13 protein-coding genes are annotated in these 14691 nt (G+C 54.7%); 2 read left to right on the top strand and 11 right to left on the bottom strand.

Annotated features, from left to right (window positions below):
• The 11 genes from vasI to tssB are packed head-to-tail and all read right to left on the bottom strand — an operon-like array spanning position 1 to position 12728.
• Positions 1-744: a type VI secretion system-associated protein VasI gene (gene vasI, locus AACU19_RS15860; RefSeq protein WP_105279176.1), complete on the bottom strand. Its 744-nt coding sequence runs from the start codon at positions 742-744 to the stop codon at positions 1-3.
• A complete protein-coding gene (gene tssH / locus AACU19_RS15855; protein WP_105279175.1) occupies positions 741-3473 on the bottom strand; it encodes a type VI secretion system ATPase TssH in 2733 nt (910 codons plus the stop codon). The genes vasI and tssH overlap by 4 nt, the downstream gene beginning before the upstream one ends.
• 9 nt (positions 3474-3482) lie before the next feature.
• Positions 3483-4238 carry a type IVB secretion system protein IcmH/DotU gene (icmH, locus tag AACU19_RS15850; RefSeq protein ID WP_407593995.1) on the bottom strand — a complete coding sequence of 252 codons (756 nt, stop codon included), beginning with the start codon at positions 4236-4238 and terminating at the stop codon, positions 3483-3485.
• 22 nt (positions 4239-4260) lie between these two features.
• Positions 4261-5607, bottom strand: a complete 1347-nt coding sequence (tssK, locus tag AACU19_RS15845; RefSeq protein WP_000224520.1) for a type VI secretion system baseplate subunit TssK — start codon at positions 5605-5607, stop codon at positions 4261-4263.
• Between the two features lie 2 nt (positions 5608-5609).
• On the bottom strand, positions 5610-6134 hold the full coding sequence (gene tssJ, locus AACU19_RS15840) for a type VI secretion system lipoprotein TssJ (RefSeq protein WP_105279173.1): 525 nt from the start codon (positions 6132-6134) through the stop codon (positions 5610-5612).
• Positions 6131-7411: a type VI secretion system-associated FHA domain protein TagH gene (tagH, locus tag AACU19_RS15835; RefSeq protein ID WP_105279183.1), complete on the bottom strand. Its 1281-nt coding sequence runs from the start codon at positions 7409-7411 to the stop codon at positions 6131-6133. The genes tssJ and tagH overlap by 4 nt, the downstream gene beginning before the upstream one ends.
• 16 nt (positions 7412-7427) lie before the next feature.
• The gene (tssG, locus tag AACU19_RS15830; protein WP_105279172.1) at positions 7428-8477 is read right to left on the bottom strand and encodes a type VI secretion system baseplate subunit TssG; all 1050 of its coding nucleotides are present in this window, start codon (positions 8475-8477) and stop codon (positions 7428-7430) included.
• Positions 8441-10282 (bottom strand): type VI secretion system baseplate subunit TssF, encoded by a 1842-nt coding sequence (tssF, locus tag AACU19_RS15825; RefSeq protein ID WP_047624552.1) that lies wholly within the window; start codon positions 10280-10282, stop codon positions 8441-8443. Before tssF ends, tssG begins: the two co-directional genes overlap by 37 nt.
• Before the next feature lie 5 nt (positions 10283-10287).
• Entirely contained in the window at positions 10288-10713 is a 426-nt protein-coding gene (tssE, locus tag AACU19_RS15820) for a type VI secretion system baseplate subunit TssE (RefSeq protein ID WP_105279171.1), read from the bottom strand.
• 4 nt (positions 10714-10717) lie between these two features.
• Positions 10718-12202 (bottom strand): type VI secretion system contractile sheath large subunit, encoded by a 1485-nt coding sequence (gene tssC / locus AACU19_RS15815; protein WP_000111580.1) that lies wholly within the window; start codon positions 12200-12202, stop codon positions 10718-10720.
• Between the two features lie 22 nt (positions 12203-12224).
• Positions 12225-12728: a type VI secretion system contractile sheath small subunit gene (gene tssB, locus AACU19_RS15810; protein WP_039021711.1), complete on the bottom strand. Its 504-nt coding sequence runs from the start codon at positions 12726-12728 to the stop codon at positions 12225-12227.
• A gap of 702 nt (positions 12729-13430) precedes the next feature.
• Here tssB and AACU19_RS15805 point away from each other — a divergent pair.
• Positions 13431-13949 (top strand): Hcp family type VI secretion system effector, encoded by a 519-nt coding sequence (locus AACU19_RS15805; RefSeq protein ID WP_001142963.1) that lies wholly within the window; start codon positions 13431-13433, stop codon positions 13947-13949.
• Positions 13950-14169: 220 nt separating this feature from the next.
• The coding region (locus tag AACU19_RS15800) for a contractile injection system protein, VgrG/Pvc8 family (RefSeq protein WP_274540813.1) at positions 14170-14691 on the top strand (522 nt) is incomplete at its 3' end.

Here is a 14691-nt window from a genome sequence, read left to right as displayed (position 1 = left end):
TTATTCTCCCGCCCAGTGGCAGGCGTCGCGTAGCGGCGCAATAACCCGTGCCAGCCCGTCAATGTTAAAGGTCAGCTTTCCGGCGGCGTTGTCTGTGCCGGTATCCACCGTCAGCGTTTTTGCGCCGAACAGTTGCTTAATTTCATCGATACCGGATAACCCCCGGCTGGACTCCAGCAGGGTGCCGTTCTCGCGCACAAACCAGTGGCTGCGCAATGCCCGGCTGTCGGCATTCAGGGTGACGGCGATATCATGGACATCCAGAGGGTGCATCAGCGCCACCTGCATCCGGGTGATATTGTCCACGCAACTGAACATCAGCACCGGGCGCGGCGGAACATGGCCGATAGCCGGGGTGGTTATCACCACCGTCGGGCGTTCACCCGGTACTTGCGTTACCAGCAGCTCCGTGGTGCTGCCCTGGCGGCGTTTTTCCTGCTCTGTGGCGCGGGTCCAGGCTTCGCCCACAAAGCTGGCTTTGACCAGTACGGCGTTGCCGAAGCCGGGCTGTTCCGGTGTAAGAATGCGGTCATAACAGTCAAGCCGCTCCAGCGCCGCAGACTCCCGCCGACAGGACTGCATAGCCTGTAACGTGGCTGTCGCATCCGGCGGGGGCGTGGTGGCGACGGCGACCGCCGCACCGGCCATTGACGATGTTTCTGCGGGCGCGGCACTGGCGGGTAAGCCCGCCATCAGGCCCGCGATAAACCATCCTGCCTGCCGGAAAACGCGCAACCTGCTCATAAAACCGTTTCATCCTTTGTGACAAACTCGTCGTCCTGAGCATCTTCCACGTCTGCCGTGAACGCGCCGTCTGCCGCCGACAGGCGGATACGGGCAATCGCCGTATTCGCAGCCATTTTCTGCAACAGCAGCAGGGAAAGCGGCGGCAGCATGTCGCCGTCGATGACCGATTCGAGCATCCTTGCGCCGTTTTCAGCGCGGGTGACTCGGCTCATGATTTCGTCCGTCACTTCCGGCTCAATAATCACGTCCGCGCCAAAGCGGCTGCGCAGCACGTTATCCAGGCGGGCCAGTTTCCCGGCAATAATGGTAGCGAGCGTCTCTTTCGACAGCGGCATGTAAGGCACCACTTCCATGCGCGCCAGCAGGGCAGGTTTAAAGAAGTCCGCCAGCACCGGATAGAGGGCTTCCTGCATGGTTTCCGGGTCATCGGCGTGTTCGACAATCACCTGGTAGCCAAGGTTGGAGGTCAGGAAGAAAACGATATTTTTACAGTCAATCAGGCGGCCTTCACCGTCTGCCATCTCGCCCTTGTCAAACGCCTGGTAGAACAGGTTGAGTACATCCGGGTGCGCTTTTTCCACTTCATCGAGCAGCACCACCGAGTAGGGTTTCTGGCGAATCGCTTCGGTCAGGACGCCACCTTCGCCATAGCCGACATAGCCCGGAGGGGAACCAATCAGCCGCGAGACGGTGTGTTTTTCCTGAAACTCGGACATATTGATGGTGGTCAGATACTGGCGACCGCCGTAGAGCAGTTCCGCCAGTTGCAGGACGGTTTCGGTTTTACCCACGCCGCTGGGGCCAGCCAGCAGGAACGCGCCAAGCGGACGTCCCGGACGGCGCAGGTCGGCGCGTGCAGTCAGCAGATGTTTATGCAGGCTGGCAATCGCCAGGTCCTGGCCTTTGATAGTGTCTCCAAGCCATACGGGCAGGTCGGTGATGACCGACATTTCATTCTGCGACAGGCGGTTAAGCGGTACGCCGGTCCATTCTGCGATTACCGCCGCAATCTGCGTTTTATCGACGTGCGGGGAAACCAGCAACCGGTCGTTATGCAGGGCGTCCAGCTCGGCAGTGAGCTGTGCCAGACGCTGTACCGGGGAAACTGTTTCAACAGTCTCTTCCGGCTGTACGCTGCCAGCTTCATCAGCCAGTACGGCACCGGTATTATCCTGTTCTGACTCTGACGGCGTATCCACTACGGCATCTGTGTCCTCTGCAACGCCCAGTAACTGCTGGCGTAGCGTAATAATCTCCTGTACCAGCGCCTGTTGCTGGTGCCAGGCGGCCTCCAGTTCATCCAGCGCCGTCAGTGTTTCATCGTACTGCACCAGCACTTCCGTCATCCGGGCGGTATCGGTACGCAGCCCGATACGCCTTTCGCGCTCAAGCTGGCGGATTTCCGTCTCCTGCTGCTGGCTTAACGTGGCCAGCGCCGAAATCTGTTTCGGCGGCGAAGAAAGGTTGATTGCCACACGGGCGCAGGCCGTATCGAGCACGTCGATGGCCTTATCCGGCAACTGACGCCCTGAGAGATAACGCTCGCTTAATGTTGCTGCGGCCTGTAAGGCCTCATCGTCAATCAGCACGCCGTGCGACTGTTCATAGACCGTGGACAGGCCGCGCAGAATAATGGTGGCCTCTGCTGCGGTAGGTTCGCTGACCTTCACCAACTGGAAGCGGCGCGACAGGGCAGCGTCTTTCTCGAAGTATTTTTTGTACTCGCTCCAGGTGGTGGCGGCGATGGTTTTCAGCTCGCCGCGCGCCAGCGCCGGTTTGAGCAGGTTGGAGATATCCAGCCCGCCCTGCTGGTTGCCCGCACCAATCAGAGTATGTGCTTCGTCGATAAACAGAATGACTGGCACCGGAGAGGAAATGACCTCCGCCATCAGCCCCTTAAAGCGTTTTTCAAACTCGCCCTTCACTGACGCCCCGGCCTGCAATGCGCCGAGGTCAAGGGTCATAATATCGGTGTTTTTCAGCTTGTCCGGCACCTGGCCTGAGACAATACGCAGCGCCAGCCCTTCGATTAAGGCACTTTTACCCACACCCGCTTCACCCACCACCACCGGATTGTTTTTACGACGGCGGCAGAGAATGTCGATCATCAGGTCGATTTCATGGTCACGGCACAGTACAGGGTCAAGTTTGCCGTTACGGGCATCTTCGGTCATGTTTTTGGCGTAGCGGGCAAGCCCGCTGTCGCCGGTTTCAGGCGTGCCGGGTGCCTGTCCGCCAACCTGGTTCACGGATTCGGCGGACTCTTTAGTCCATGACGCGAAATCCTGCTGTAACTGGTCGCGGTTTATGGCCGTCAGCAGACGGGCAGCAGCGGGTGGAATATAGCGCAGCGGTGAATGCAGCAGAGCCAGCAGCAGCACGCCGCCGCGTAGTTCGCTGTGCTGCATCTGGGCCGAGGCCAGCAGCCATGACTCCTTGAGCCATTCGACCAGCATCGGGGAGAAGCTGGGATAGCCTTCGGCGGAACGTCCGCTGGGATAACTCTCCACGGTCAGCGCCTGGCGTAGCTCCTCCGCACTGATGCCTGTGCGTTCGGTAATTACCCTTACGTCGTTGCGCGGGATAGCCAGCATCTGCAACAGCACATGGGCAACGGTGATCTCACTGGCCTGCTGGCTCATACACTCCGAGGCAGCCATTTCCAGCGCCTGTTTTGCAAAGGGGTTAAGCCGCTTTACCAGCGTGGCTAAATCAATCTGGATCATAAGATGTCCTTATCGGAGTAATTTATTGAGCTGATGCAGAATATCCTGTGTCTGGCTGTCCAGACGCAGCAGATAAAACAGATAAAATACGGCCAGCACAACAAGACCGCCGCACATTACATGCCTGATGGTCAGCCGCCGGATTAACTGATAACGCCCGCCCTGTATGTTGTTCTTCTGGTGAAGCAGCGGAAATGGCGCGTCACCGCGCAGTTTGTGCAGGGCATGGTGCAGGCGCTGGTAGATCCGCTCAAATTCATCTTGTTGCTGAATGGCAACCTTGTAGCGCCCGCGAAAGCCGAGCGAAAAACAGAGATATAAAAATTCCAGCAGATCCTGGTAACGTACCGGCTCCCGGATCAGGCGTTCGAGCAGGATAAACACTTTCTCGCCGCCCCAGGCTTCGTTATGAAAATGAACCAGCAGCGACTGTTTGATCCATTCGTTTTTGTTGGACCAGCCGTTGCCCAGCGCCGCTTCGTCAATAAACGTGCAGAGAATGTAGCGGAACGAAACAATGACGCCCGGCTCGTAACCCTGCTCCTGGAGTAGTTGTTCCACAGCCTGGACATCGGTTACCACCTGGGCAAACAGATGTTCCGGCATGGCCTGGCTGTTCATGGTGGACAGACGCATCACCATGCCGAGCATCGGCGTGGCGGCGTCAATCATTGGGTTCAGGCTGTTGCCGCGAAGGGCGAGACGGTACTGACGTCCTGATGTTCCGCTCTCCGGCTCCATGGGAAAAACCGACGGTTCACCCATATCGCTGATATCGCTCATTCACTTATCCCCTTATCGCCCAGAGCTGAAGGTTCAGATCGGGGAAGGTGCCGGAGATATGCAGCGCCAGCGCGCCCGCTTTTATCACGTCCTGCCAGGCTGGGGTGCCTTTTTCCAGTTCGAAGTAAACATAACCTTCATGCCAGGGCAATTGACGCGGCGCAGCGGTAAGCGTGTGCAGTGGAATACCCGGCACCTGCACGCTGACCACGCTGCGGATTTTGTCGGTAGCGGCCACTTTCGACTGCTGGATGAACTGGCGCTGCACCTGGTCGTAGGGCATCCTGGCGCGCACTGCCAGTACCAGCTTGCAGGACTGCAACAGTGTGGGATCGCTGATGGTGGCGATCCAGGTCCCCTCTGAAAAGAACAGCGGCAGATTCTGCGCACGCGGTACCAGCACGGTATTGAGTGCGCGCCGCAGTTCCGGAATTACTGTTCTGGTGAAGGTCGCGGTAAGATCCCGGTGATTATACGGCTCCACGGTGCAGGGCAGGCGATTACCTTCGGTGAAGGTCATCAGTTCTCCCAGCAGCCCCACCAGATCCCGGTAGAAGGCTTCCGGATGCAGCGTGTGCAGTTGGGAACGATGCGTGAACTGCATTTGATGGCGGTTAAGCATCTGCAACATCATAAATTCGGCCACATCGGCGATCCCGCTCTGTTCAGGCGAACCGATGCGCCCGGCCAGGTCGGCGGCGCGGGTGGCAAGTAGCCCCTGCACCTCGCCGGAGAATGCCCCGAGCAACCCGCTGACACGGACGGCCTGAATGGTGGGAATAAAGGTGTTGTCCAGCACCAGTGCGCCGGTAGCATTTTTATTGAGGATACGGCACAGGGGGAGGGTCACCATCGCGCTGAGATCATCTGCGCCGCTGACTATCCTGGGGATCAACTGCCCCAGACCGACCGGCTGTTCGTCGCCTTCGTCAGTGTGAAAATCACGGACGCGGGTATGGGTGAGGCGGTAACGCTCCGTACCCTGACCGGCGCTGTGCAACCCCTGGATTTCATTGATCACGTCGCTGATTACAGGCAGCGCCAGATAAATATTGTGGCTCTCTTTCGATGAAAGGGTTCCCGGCTGGAAAGGTTCCGGCAGCAGATCCTGGTCGGGAATGCTGAATACGGTGCCGTCAGGCATACAGCCCGCCGCACGGTCAATCATGATTTTGCCCTGGGCAAGCAGTTCGGTATTGATGGAGAGTTCCGTAAAGCCCCAGAAAAAATCACCCTGAGCATCCAGACGACGGGTCAGCAGGTACTCGCAGTGACGCTGCTGTTGCTGAAAATGCTGCGGCAGGGCAAACAGCCCTTCCTGCCAGATCACCTTGTTTTTCATTGTTGCCATCGTCAGTTTTCCTCTTTTTTCATCTCAATCGCACTGGCGCGGATATGCACCAGCAGGCGATAGTGGTGGCCGATACTTTCTACCGGCTCAATTTGTTTCCATTCTGTGGCCTGGTCGTCTGAAAAATAGGCAATGACACCGATATAACCGGTTTTCTCATCCAGCTTGATCGGCGGCAGTGTTTTTACGGTGTCCGGCAACAGGTTGAAGTCCTGATGATCGATATAGTTTTTTCCCAGCACGTCGGGCAGTGCGGTGGTGGCAACCTGGTCGTAGTCGGCGGCCTGGAATTTAGAGTCATCACTCAGATAAACCAGTTGAACATCCACCGGCGCGGCTTCACCGTCCGCCGTCAGGTTGCTGTCCGGCTCGGTCAGCAGCGTGACGGTCAGCTCGGTTGCCTGATCCATCAGCTTTCCGACCTGAATATCCGGATTGCGGATCACCTGACTGATTTTTTTCGCTGTTTCACAGCCACTTAACGCAACGCTCATCAGAACGCAGGCCAGAAACACCTTGCCGTTCATGCTTCCGGCTCCCGCTGTTTTTCGCGCAACACCCGGTCATAGACCTGGGCATAGACTTCATTGAACAGCATTTCGAATCCCTGCTGGCGGCTGGAGGCCAGTTCATCGTAATAGTTGCGGTACATCTGCCATGCCCAGGCGTCGTCCATTTTCTGGCGTAGCTCATGGCTGCGGCGGTACTGTGCAAAGCGGCGCATCAGGTTGCCCGGTGAGAAGGCGTCCAGCATGACACGCAACGCTTCCACAATCGCCGCCCGGTTGGCCTCTTCATGATGCCGGATGTTGCGCAGGCTTTCGGCGATGGCCGCAGGTGCTGCGAGATGTACCGGGCTTTTACCCTCGGCGAACATGACGTTCAGCGCGGTGGCATAGTCCATATCAAGGCGCAACGGGTTGTCTTCCAGTGGACGCAGGTGTTTATCCGACAGGCTGTTCTGTTGTTGTTGCAGACTCAGCAATCCCTTAATGGCGGCCTGCAACGCCCGTCCGGCCTCTTCGAGAAACTCATCCGCATCCTGAGAATTGTGCAGCGTCAGCGGACACTCCATACCGCGCAGTAGCGGGGTTACGGCCAGGTGGTACTGCGCCATGGCAGAAAATTCATCGCCGTCCTCATGACGGGCATTGCCGGGCGGCAGATCCATAAACGGCGTATTGATCCCGTTTGCACCTGTCAGATCGGAGGCGGGGGCAACGGGCCGGGAAACGCGTGGGGCGATCGGATCATCTGCCACCATCAGGCTTTCCGTCTGGAGTGCCTGGAGCGGATCGCTGGAAAAACCGTGCGCCACCGTGGGGGCAAGCTGATGCTGGAACGGCATTCCCGGATACGCCGGTTGTCCCTCGGTGGTCAACAGGGTGTCCGCCAGACTGTCGCGGTTCATTACAATCGTTTCCGGGGTCGCCATCCGCTCGTCATAGGTAACAGCTGCACCGTCATGCAGAAACACTTTCAGCGCCAGTGCGCCGAGCTGAATCTCATCGCCCTGGCGCAGGCGGATCAGCGAATTGGAAGAGACCGGGGCCTGATTAATCATCAGTCCCGGCGTTAGGCACCGCAGGCAATAGGCTCCGTCGTGCCGGATAACGGTACAGGCACGCGCAGCAATGTTTCCCGCCCGGTCCTGTACCTGCCAGTGACATTCCGGCATATGACCAATATCACCGCCGTTTTCGCTGAACAGGCATTTTGCGGCGCGTCCGCTTTCCAGTTCGTTGCCATTCATCACCTGTAAAGTCAGTGAGGCCTGGCGGGATTGCTGTTTTTCCTCAGCCATAAGTGGTTCCATAGAATTATTCCCTGATTCGGATTGTGATGGCGGGCGGTACTTTCGGCTGACCAATAAAGCTGGTTCTGCCGAGGCGGGAGCTGGCCGAATCGCCAAGGCGCATCCCTTTAGCCTGCTGTGGTGCCAGGCACAGCCGTAAATCCCAGGCAAACTGGTCGCGCAGAATAAAAGAAAGGAACATGGTCAGCGGCAGGTGATTTTCGCCATCGGGTAAAAATGAGAGATAACGCTCCCGCGACAGGTTGCCAATCTGCAACAGAAATTTTCCGCTGCGATCCGGCACCCGTGCGCCGAGGGTAAAATTAACGCCAAGTATGGAGCGTCCCGGAATATGTTCAGCCGTTTTTCCTTTCGGATTTCGTACACCAAGCCGGTTCTGGTGTGCCGGATCAATGGCGACTTTACGCAGTTGCCAGCGTTCAATGGTGACATCCGGCAAATCAAAACAGTGCGACACCAGATTACAGATAACCTCCGGCGCGCGGCCTGGTGTTGCCAGAATTCCGGCGTAAGCCAGCATTTTGCTGTGGTTAATGGCAAGCCTGTCGCGCACGCTCTGATTACCCAGCCCGACCAGCGCGTACATGCGCTGTGAAAAGGTGTCAGTGCCGCCATTACGAAAGCAGATGTAGTAGCGGTATTTGCGCCAGGCATGATAGGCAAACTGTGTCCAGCGGTGGCTGAACAGATCGAGAAATTCTTTAAGGCCGTCTTCGTTCTGTGCGGACTCCTGCGCCATCTGATCCAGATAATAGCCCGGTAGCGGCGACTGGCTGCCGGAAAAGCCCAGGAAACGGGTTTGCAGTACATACTGTCCGTTCTGGCTACGGGAAAGCGCACTCAGGTCCGTACCCGGAAAACCGATACTGGCGTCAGAGCTGAAACGCACGATCTCTTGGGTAGGCTCGGTACGCAGGGAAATATCCTGGCCCGGTGCGCCATACCGACGGTACAGCGCCTCCATCAGCACATAGAAATTGCAGTTGCGCACATCCGCCGATAACGGCGGTTTCGCCGCTATATAAGGGCGTGCTGACCCATTTTCTCCTGCCATTCCCAGGCCTCCTGACTTTCCGTGTTGATGATTTTCAGACAGTGGTACGAATTGATGCTGGCGTAGAGAGCAAAAAAGTGCGAGAGCACTGTACCAAGAAGATAAATTTCACCTTCGCAGATAAATGGATCGGGACGTATCCACAGCGTGGTCGCCAGCCCGCGAACCGGCACGCCTTTAAACAACCTGTCAACAGGTTTGGTTTCGAGTTTTTCTATGGCATCCAGTTTCTGGCGCGACAGTCTGGCCCGCTGCGGATGGTGAGCGCCTGGCAGGTCGAAGGTCCGCAGGATCTGGATCAGTGTCTCCCTGTCCAGCAGGGAGAGGTAGTTCAGGTTCATCGCGGAAATCAGCGACCAGTGCATGTCGCCGTCCGTGACTGGCCAGAGCGGCTGCGTCGGGCGTGTGACATTATGAAATGAGGCCACCGCCGGGTTTTTGTTGACGGCCACGCAGATATCGCCGATATGCAGCCGAGCAGGGATCATACGGTTGGTACAGATTAATGACGTGGTGATCACATCATCATTAAACCGTGAGCTGTCCGGAATGCTGCCGTCCGCATGGACAAAGGCGATACTATGTTCAAGCCCGCGGTGAAACAGGGATGTTTTAGTCCGGTGATGCCAGTAGACGACTTCCCGCTGGCGGCTGTACTCCATCTGGTGCTGGAAACTTTCAAATTCGGGCCAGACACGCGCCTGGCTGCCAGGGTTGGATTCAGTACCTGAAACTTTGACTTTGCTGGTGACTGTGCTTATCTGAAAAATGTCATAAGCGTCGGGATGCCGGTGGCTGGCGCGCAGCGGGTATTCCGCTATCCGCCCATCAGGCCTGACGGGTTCCGCATAATGCGTAAACAGGTTAATGGCTGGCGTACAGTGCAGACGCAGTGAGTCCTGGCGTAGCTTGATGTCGGCAGGTAACGGGCGGTTAAAGTGCAGGCGCAGCGTAAACGCGCTGACCGGGAAATCGTCCGGTAGTGGCGCAACATCGCGCAGATGGAAAAAAAAGAAGGCTTCGGGATAGCAGAAATACTCCTGGAGTACCCGATAGCCGCTGTGGACATTTTTCGGCCACGGCAGCAGGGCGTCCTGGTTTTCAAATCCGGCGGCCTCCAGCCACAGATCCGGCAGCGGCAGGCGGTACTCTCCGGCAATCAGTTCCGCATCCATCAGGCATTCGCAAAACCACAGATAAAGCTGGTGTCGGGTATAATCGTCTTCATTACCCAGCCAGAACGTTATTTTGTTCAGGTCAAGCATGGCGGGGGAGACATTGTTATCTGCGGTAAAACTGATATCTATGATGCCTTCTTTCAGGCTGCTGGCGTTGCGGGTGTCGAGAATGCGCAGTGGTTGCAGCCAGATATCGCGCGCCAGCGTGAAATGACAGGCTACGGAAGAAACGATTTTATCATGATTGTCAGACAGCACCTTCTGAGCAGCCAGGGCGGACTTTTCTGAGCGGCTTCTGATCAGTTCATTACGGCAGACCTGAACAGGGACTTTTAACTGATCGGTTTTGGGTTCATAGGCAATAACCGTCATGGCCGGAACCGGGCGTAAATAGTTTGCCCACAGCATACGGATTAGCCCATGGGTGAATTCGGGGAATTCGTCCTCAAGTTTCTGACGCAGGCTGCCGGACATAAAGGCAAAGGCTTCCATCAGTCGCTCCACGTCCGGATCACCCTCTTTCTCGGCCAGAAAGTGGGCCAGATGTGGTTTTTCCTGCGCCAGCAGTTTGCCAAGCTGGCGAAGATAATCCAGCTCTTCGCGGTAGTAACGTTCTTCAAAAGCCACAGAGATCACTCCACACAATAGCGTTGATGATTGTCCAGCAAAATGTCAAATTCAAACACTCCCCTGGTTTCGCTGACATCGACCGTAGCCACAATATGAAAACGCAGTTCCACAGGGGCGTATTCATCCGGTGCAGCAGCCGTAACAACAACATCGGTAATACGAGGTTCGTAATGTAAAATGCACTGGCTAATGGACTTACGGATTTCTCGTCTGAAATCGCTGGAGGCCAGCGATTCATCATTTAAATCAGTAATCCCCAGCTCTGGTGAGCCATAACAACTGCCGGAGCGGGTATTCAGGACCTGTCGCAGGTTACGTCTGATGGAACGTATCAGTGCTTCTTTTGGATTCTGGTATGAAGGCGGGTTTGCCGCCTCACGGATACGTTCAAAAAGACTGCCGGTTGGCCCTGAATCCCGTCTTTGCATCGGATTATTCCTTATCCAGTCGCCCGACCAGGCTCAGGTCGAAACTGGCCCCCATGTATTTAAAATGCGGTCTGACAGAAATCGCGACCTGGTACCAGCCCGGCTCACCATCCACATCCAGTACCTCGATCTTCGCCTGACGCAATGGCCGGTGGCTACGGACTTCGGCAGGGGGATTCTCCTGGTCGGCCACATACTGGCGAATCCAGGTGTTCAGCTCGCGCTCCAGATCACTGCGTTCTTTCCATGAGCCAAGCTGTTCGCGCTGAATTACCTTGATGTAATGCGCTAACCTACTAATAACAAACAAGTATGGAAGCTGGGTGCCGAGTTTGTAGTTGGTCTCCGCAGCCTTGCCTTCGGGGGTTTTGGGGAATTTTTTGGGTTTCTGCACCGAGTTGGCCGAGAAAAAGCACGCATTATCAGACCCTTTACGCATGGTCAGTGTGATAAAGCCTTCTTCCGCCAGCTCATACTCTCTCCGGTCAGTGATCAACACTTCAGTCGGAATTTTTGCCTGCATTTGCCCCATGGATTCATACAGATGCACCGGGAGGTCTTTGACTGCGCCGCCGCTGGAAGGGCCAATGATATTGGGACACCAGCGATATTTAGCAAAACTTTCAGCCAGGTTCGCAGCTAGTAAAAACGAGGTGTTCCCCCACAAATAAGACTCGTGACTCTGGCTGACGTCTTCATGGTAACGGAAGGTTCTGGCTGGGTTCTCATCTGGCGAGTAAGGGTGACGCAGCAGGAACCGGGGGGCAGTCAGCCCCAGGTAGCGTGAATCTTCAGATTCACGCAAGGCACGCCAGCGGGAATAGGCCGGGCCTTCAAAGATGGCTCCTGGTTCTTTGATCCCTGGTAGCTCTGTCCATGAGTCCAGACCGAAAAATTCGGATGATACTGATGAGAGGAACGGGCTGTGCGCCATCGCACTGACCTGGCTGATATATTTCAGCAACTTCATATCCGGCGTGGTGTTCTTAAAGGCAAAGTTGCCGATTACCGCCGCCACTGGCTCACCGCCAAATTGTCCGTAACCGCTTGAATATACATGCTTGTAATATGCAGACTGCGTGATTTCTGGTGCAAATTCGAAATCATCCAGCAGTTCTTCCTGAGTGACATTCAGGAAATGGACCTTGATGTTTTCCCGTGTATCCGCGCGTTCAACCAGCAGTTTCAGCGAGCGCAGCAGGGATTCCAGTTCCTGAAACTCCGGGGCATGAATAATGGCATCCATCTGCCTGCTGGTTCGGGCATCAATATCAGCAATCATGGCGTCAACGGCCAGGATATTGATAGGTTCAGCGCTACTGTCGCCCTGTAACATGGCGGCAATAAAGGCGCTCACGCCCTGGCGGGTAATATCGTAGCTTTCTGATTTAGGCTGGACGCGGGTTTGCGCCATGATTTCATCAAGCAGAGATGGGGGCGCGGCGGTTTGCGACGCGCTGACGGGAGCAATATCTTCCTTTACTGACATACTGAAAATCCTTCTGTGAAAATTATTTCTGAACGGCGATACCCAGTTCTTGGATCAGCTGCTCGCGGCTGTCTTCGTTTTCCAGTAGCGCCTGAAGTTGTGCGCGGAAGGCCGGAATATTGCCTAGTGGAGACTTAAGTGCGACCAGAGCTTCACGCAATTCGAGCAGATGTTTTATTTCTGGTACCTGGCTGGCAATATGGTCCGGAGAAAGGTCATCCATAGATTTGACTTTCAGGTTGACGTACATTTGCTCATTGGGTGCGTCACTGAGTTCAGCCGGAACAACAAACTCCCGTTCAATGTCAGCTTCTGAAATGACTGCGTTGAGGTTATAGCGGTTGATAGCAATGGCAGTTCGCTCATCCAACGGCGTGTTATCTGGTTTCCCTTTCAGATTGCCGGTGATCAATAAATTCAGCGGCAATTCGATATCAGCAGCCACCCCATCAACTTTTGGTGTATACCGAACGCTGATTCTTTCTTTCGGCGCGACACTGCCGCCATTGTTGTTCATTTTGCTCATAAAAATGTTCCCGTTCAGGCCATGAGCACAGCATTTTCGTACTGCATAAAAATACCGACAATACCGTTTCAGTGGCAGTTAGATAATGTAATTTTCCTTCTGTTGTGATCAGCATTCTACTCATGAAATAAAATATTAAAAGAACTTTTTATATTTCCGAAAGAGATGTACTCTTCCTTATTAATACATTATAGTGAAATAGATTTTGGTATTTATAGACTTGATGAATATAATTTTATGGCCAATAAAATGCTATAATGTGTTGATTTATATGTATTTATTAAATTGATTAATAAGTTTTATGTATGGTTTTATCAATTAATTAATTGCTGGTAATACATTATAAGGAATTCCTTTAAGGAATGTCTTAATTGCGTGCCGGAACGATGGCGGAGTAAGTGTCGTAATAATTTGTTTTTGACGCAGCTGTGGATTTTTATGGGGGGAAGGATACGTTATGGATAATTCTGCTGTTGAAGTTGATATATTTTTAGCTTATGTGACCGTGTTCTGAAATTGACTAAAAATATATTTAAACACAATAAAAGAGTTTTTCAGTAGGTGCTAATTACGTGTGCCTGTAACTCGAATAAAGAAAAGGGTGTGGTTCCTGATGTGAGCCGCATCACACTCTAACCCGTCGGGGATTAACGACGGGTTGTTCGTAAAACAGCAGTTGATAATTTCACAAGGAGTTCATAAATGCCAACCCCATGTTACATTTCAATTACAGGTCAGACCCAAGGGAACATCACTGCCGGTGCTTTCACCGCAGATTCTGTCGGCAATATCTACGTGCAGGGACACGAAGATGAAATGCTGGTGCAGGAGTTTCTGCATAACGTTACTGTTCCAACCGATCCACAGTCTGGTCAACCTTCCGGGCAGCGCGCGCACAAACCGTTCATTTTCACCGTGGCGCTGAACAAAGCCGTTCCGCTGCTGTACAACGCGCTGGCCTCCGGTGAAATGCTGCCGAAAGTGGAACTGCACTGGTGGCGTACTTCTGTTGAAGGCAAGCAGGAGCACTACTTCACCACACGTCTTACTGATGCGACGATTGTGGACATGAACCTGCACATGCCGCACTGCCAGGACCCTGCACAGCGTGAGTTTACGCAATTGCTCGCAGTATCACTGGCATACCGTAAGGTTGAGTGGGAGCACATCAAATCCGGTACTTCTGGTGCCGATGACTGGCGTGCACCGCTGGAAGCATAAATCTGAGTCAACAACATCCTGCCTTCGTGCAGGATGTTGTTTTTGTACGTGTAAAAAATGAGTGTCAGTAAGGAGTTACGCTTTCATGAGGGAGATGGCGGATGCCGGAAACCCGGGCGGTAGCGTACCTGAAAATGTAAAGATGAGTGTAACGCTGCACTGGCACCCTTTGCTGCATGGTGGGAATCATTTGGTCCGTGAATAAATCAGGGAGGTCATTATGTCCTTAAAAGGCCTGCGCTTTACGCTGGAGGTTGACGGCCAGGAGCCGGACACCTTTGCGGTGGTGAGCTTCCGGTTAATCCAGAACCAGTCATATCCGTTTGTGATGAGTGTGGATGTCGCCAGCGACTCTTTTATGCAGACGGCAGAGATGCTGCTGGAGAAGAAGGCAACGCTGACCATCTGGCAGGGCGTCATCCCGCTGCGTTATGTCACCGGCGTGGTGGCGGGTTTTGGCATGCAGGAGAATAACGGCTGGCAGATGCGTTATCACCTGCGTATTGAGCCGCCGTTATGGCGGTGCGGGCTGCGGCAGAACTTCCGTATCTTCCAGCAGCAGGATATCCGGACGATATCGGCCACGTTACTGAACGAGAACGGCGTCACGGAGTGGACGCCGCTGTTTTATGAGGACCATCCGGCGCGGGAATTCTGTGTCCAGTACGGGGAAAGCGACCTGACGTTTCTGTCCCGGCTGTGGGCGGAGGAGGGAATTTTCTTCTTTGAGCGGTTTGCGGCG

It is taken from the genome of Escherichia sp. MOD1-EC4550 (genome assembly GCF_963876935.1).
Taxonomy (GTDB): domain Bacteria; phylum Pseudomonadota; class Gammaproteobacteria; order Enterobacterales; family Enterobacteriaceae; genus Escherichia; species Escherichia coli_F.
Note: the sequence above shows the minus strand (reverse complement) of the source record. Positions and strands in the feature narration are given on the sequence as shown.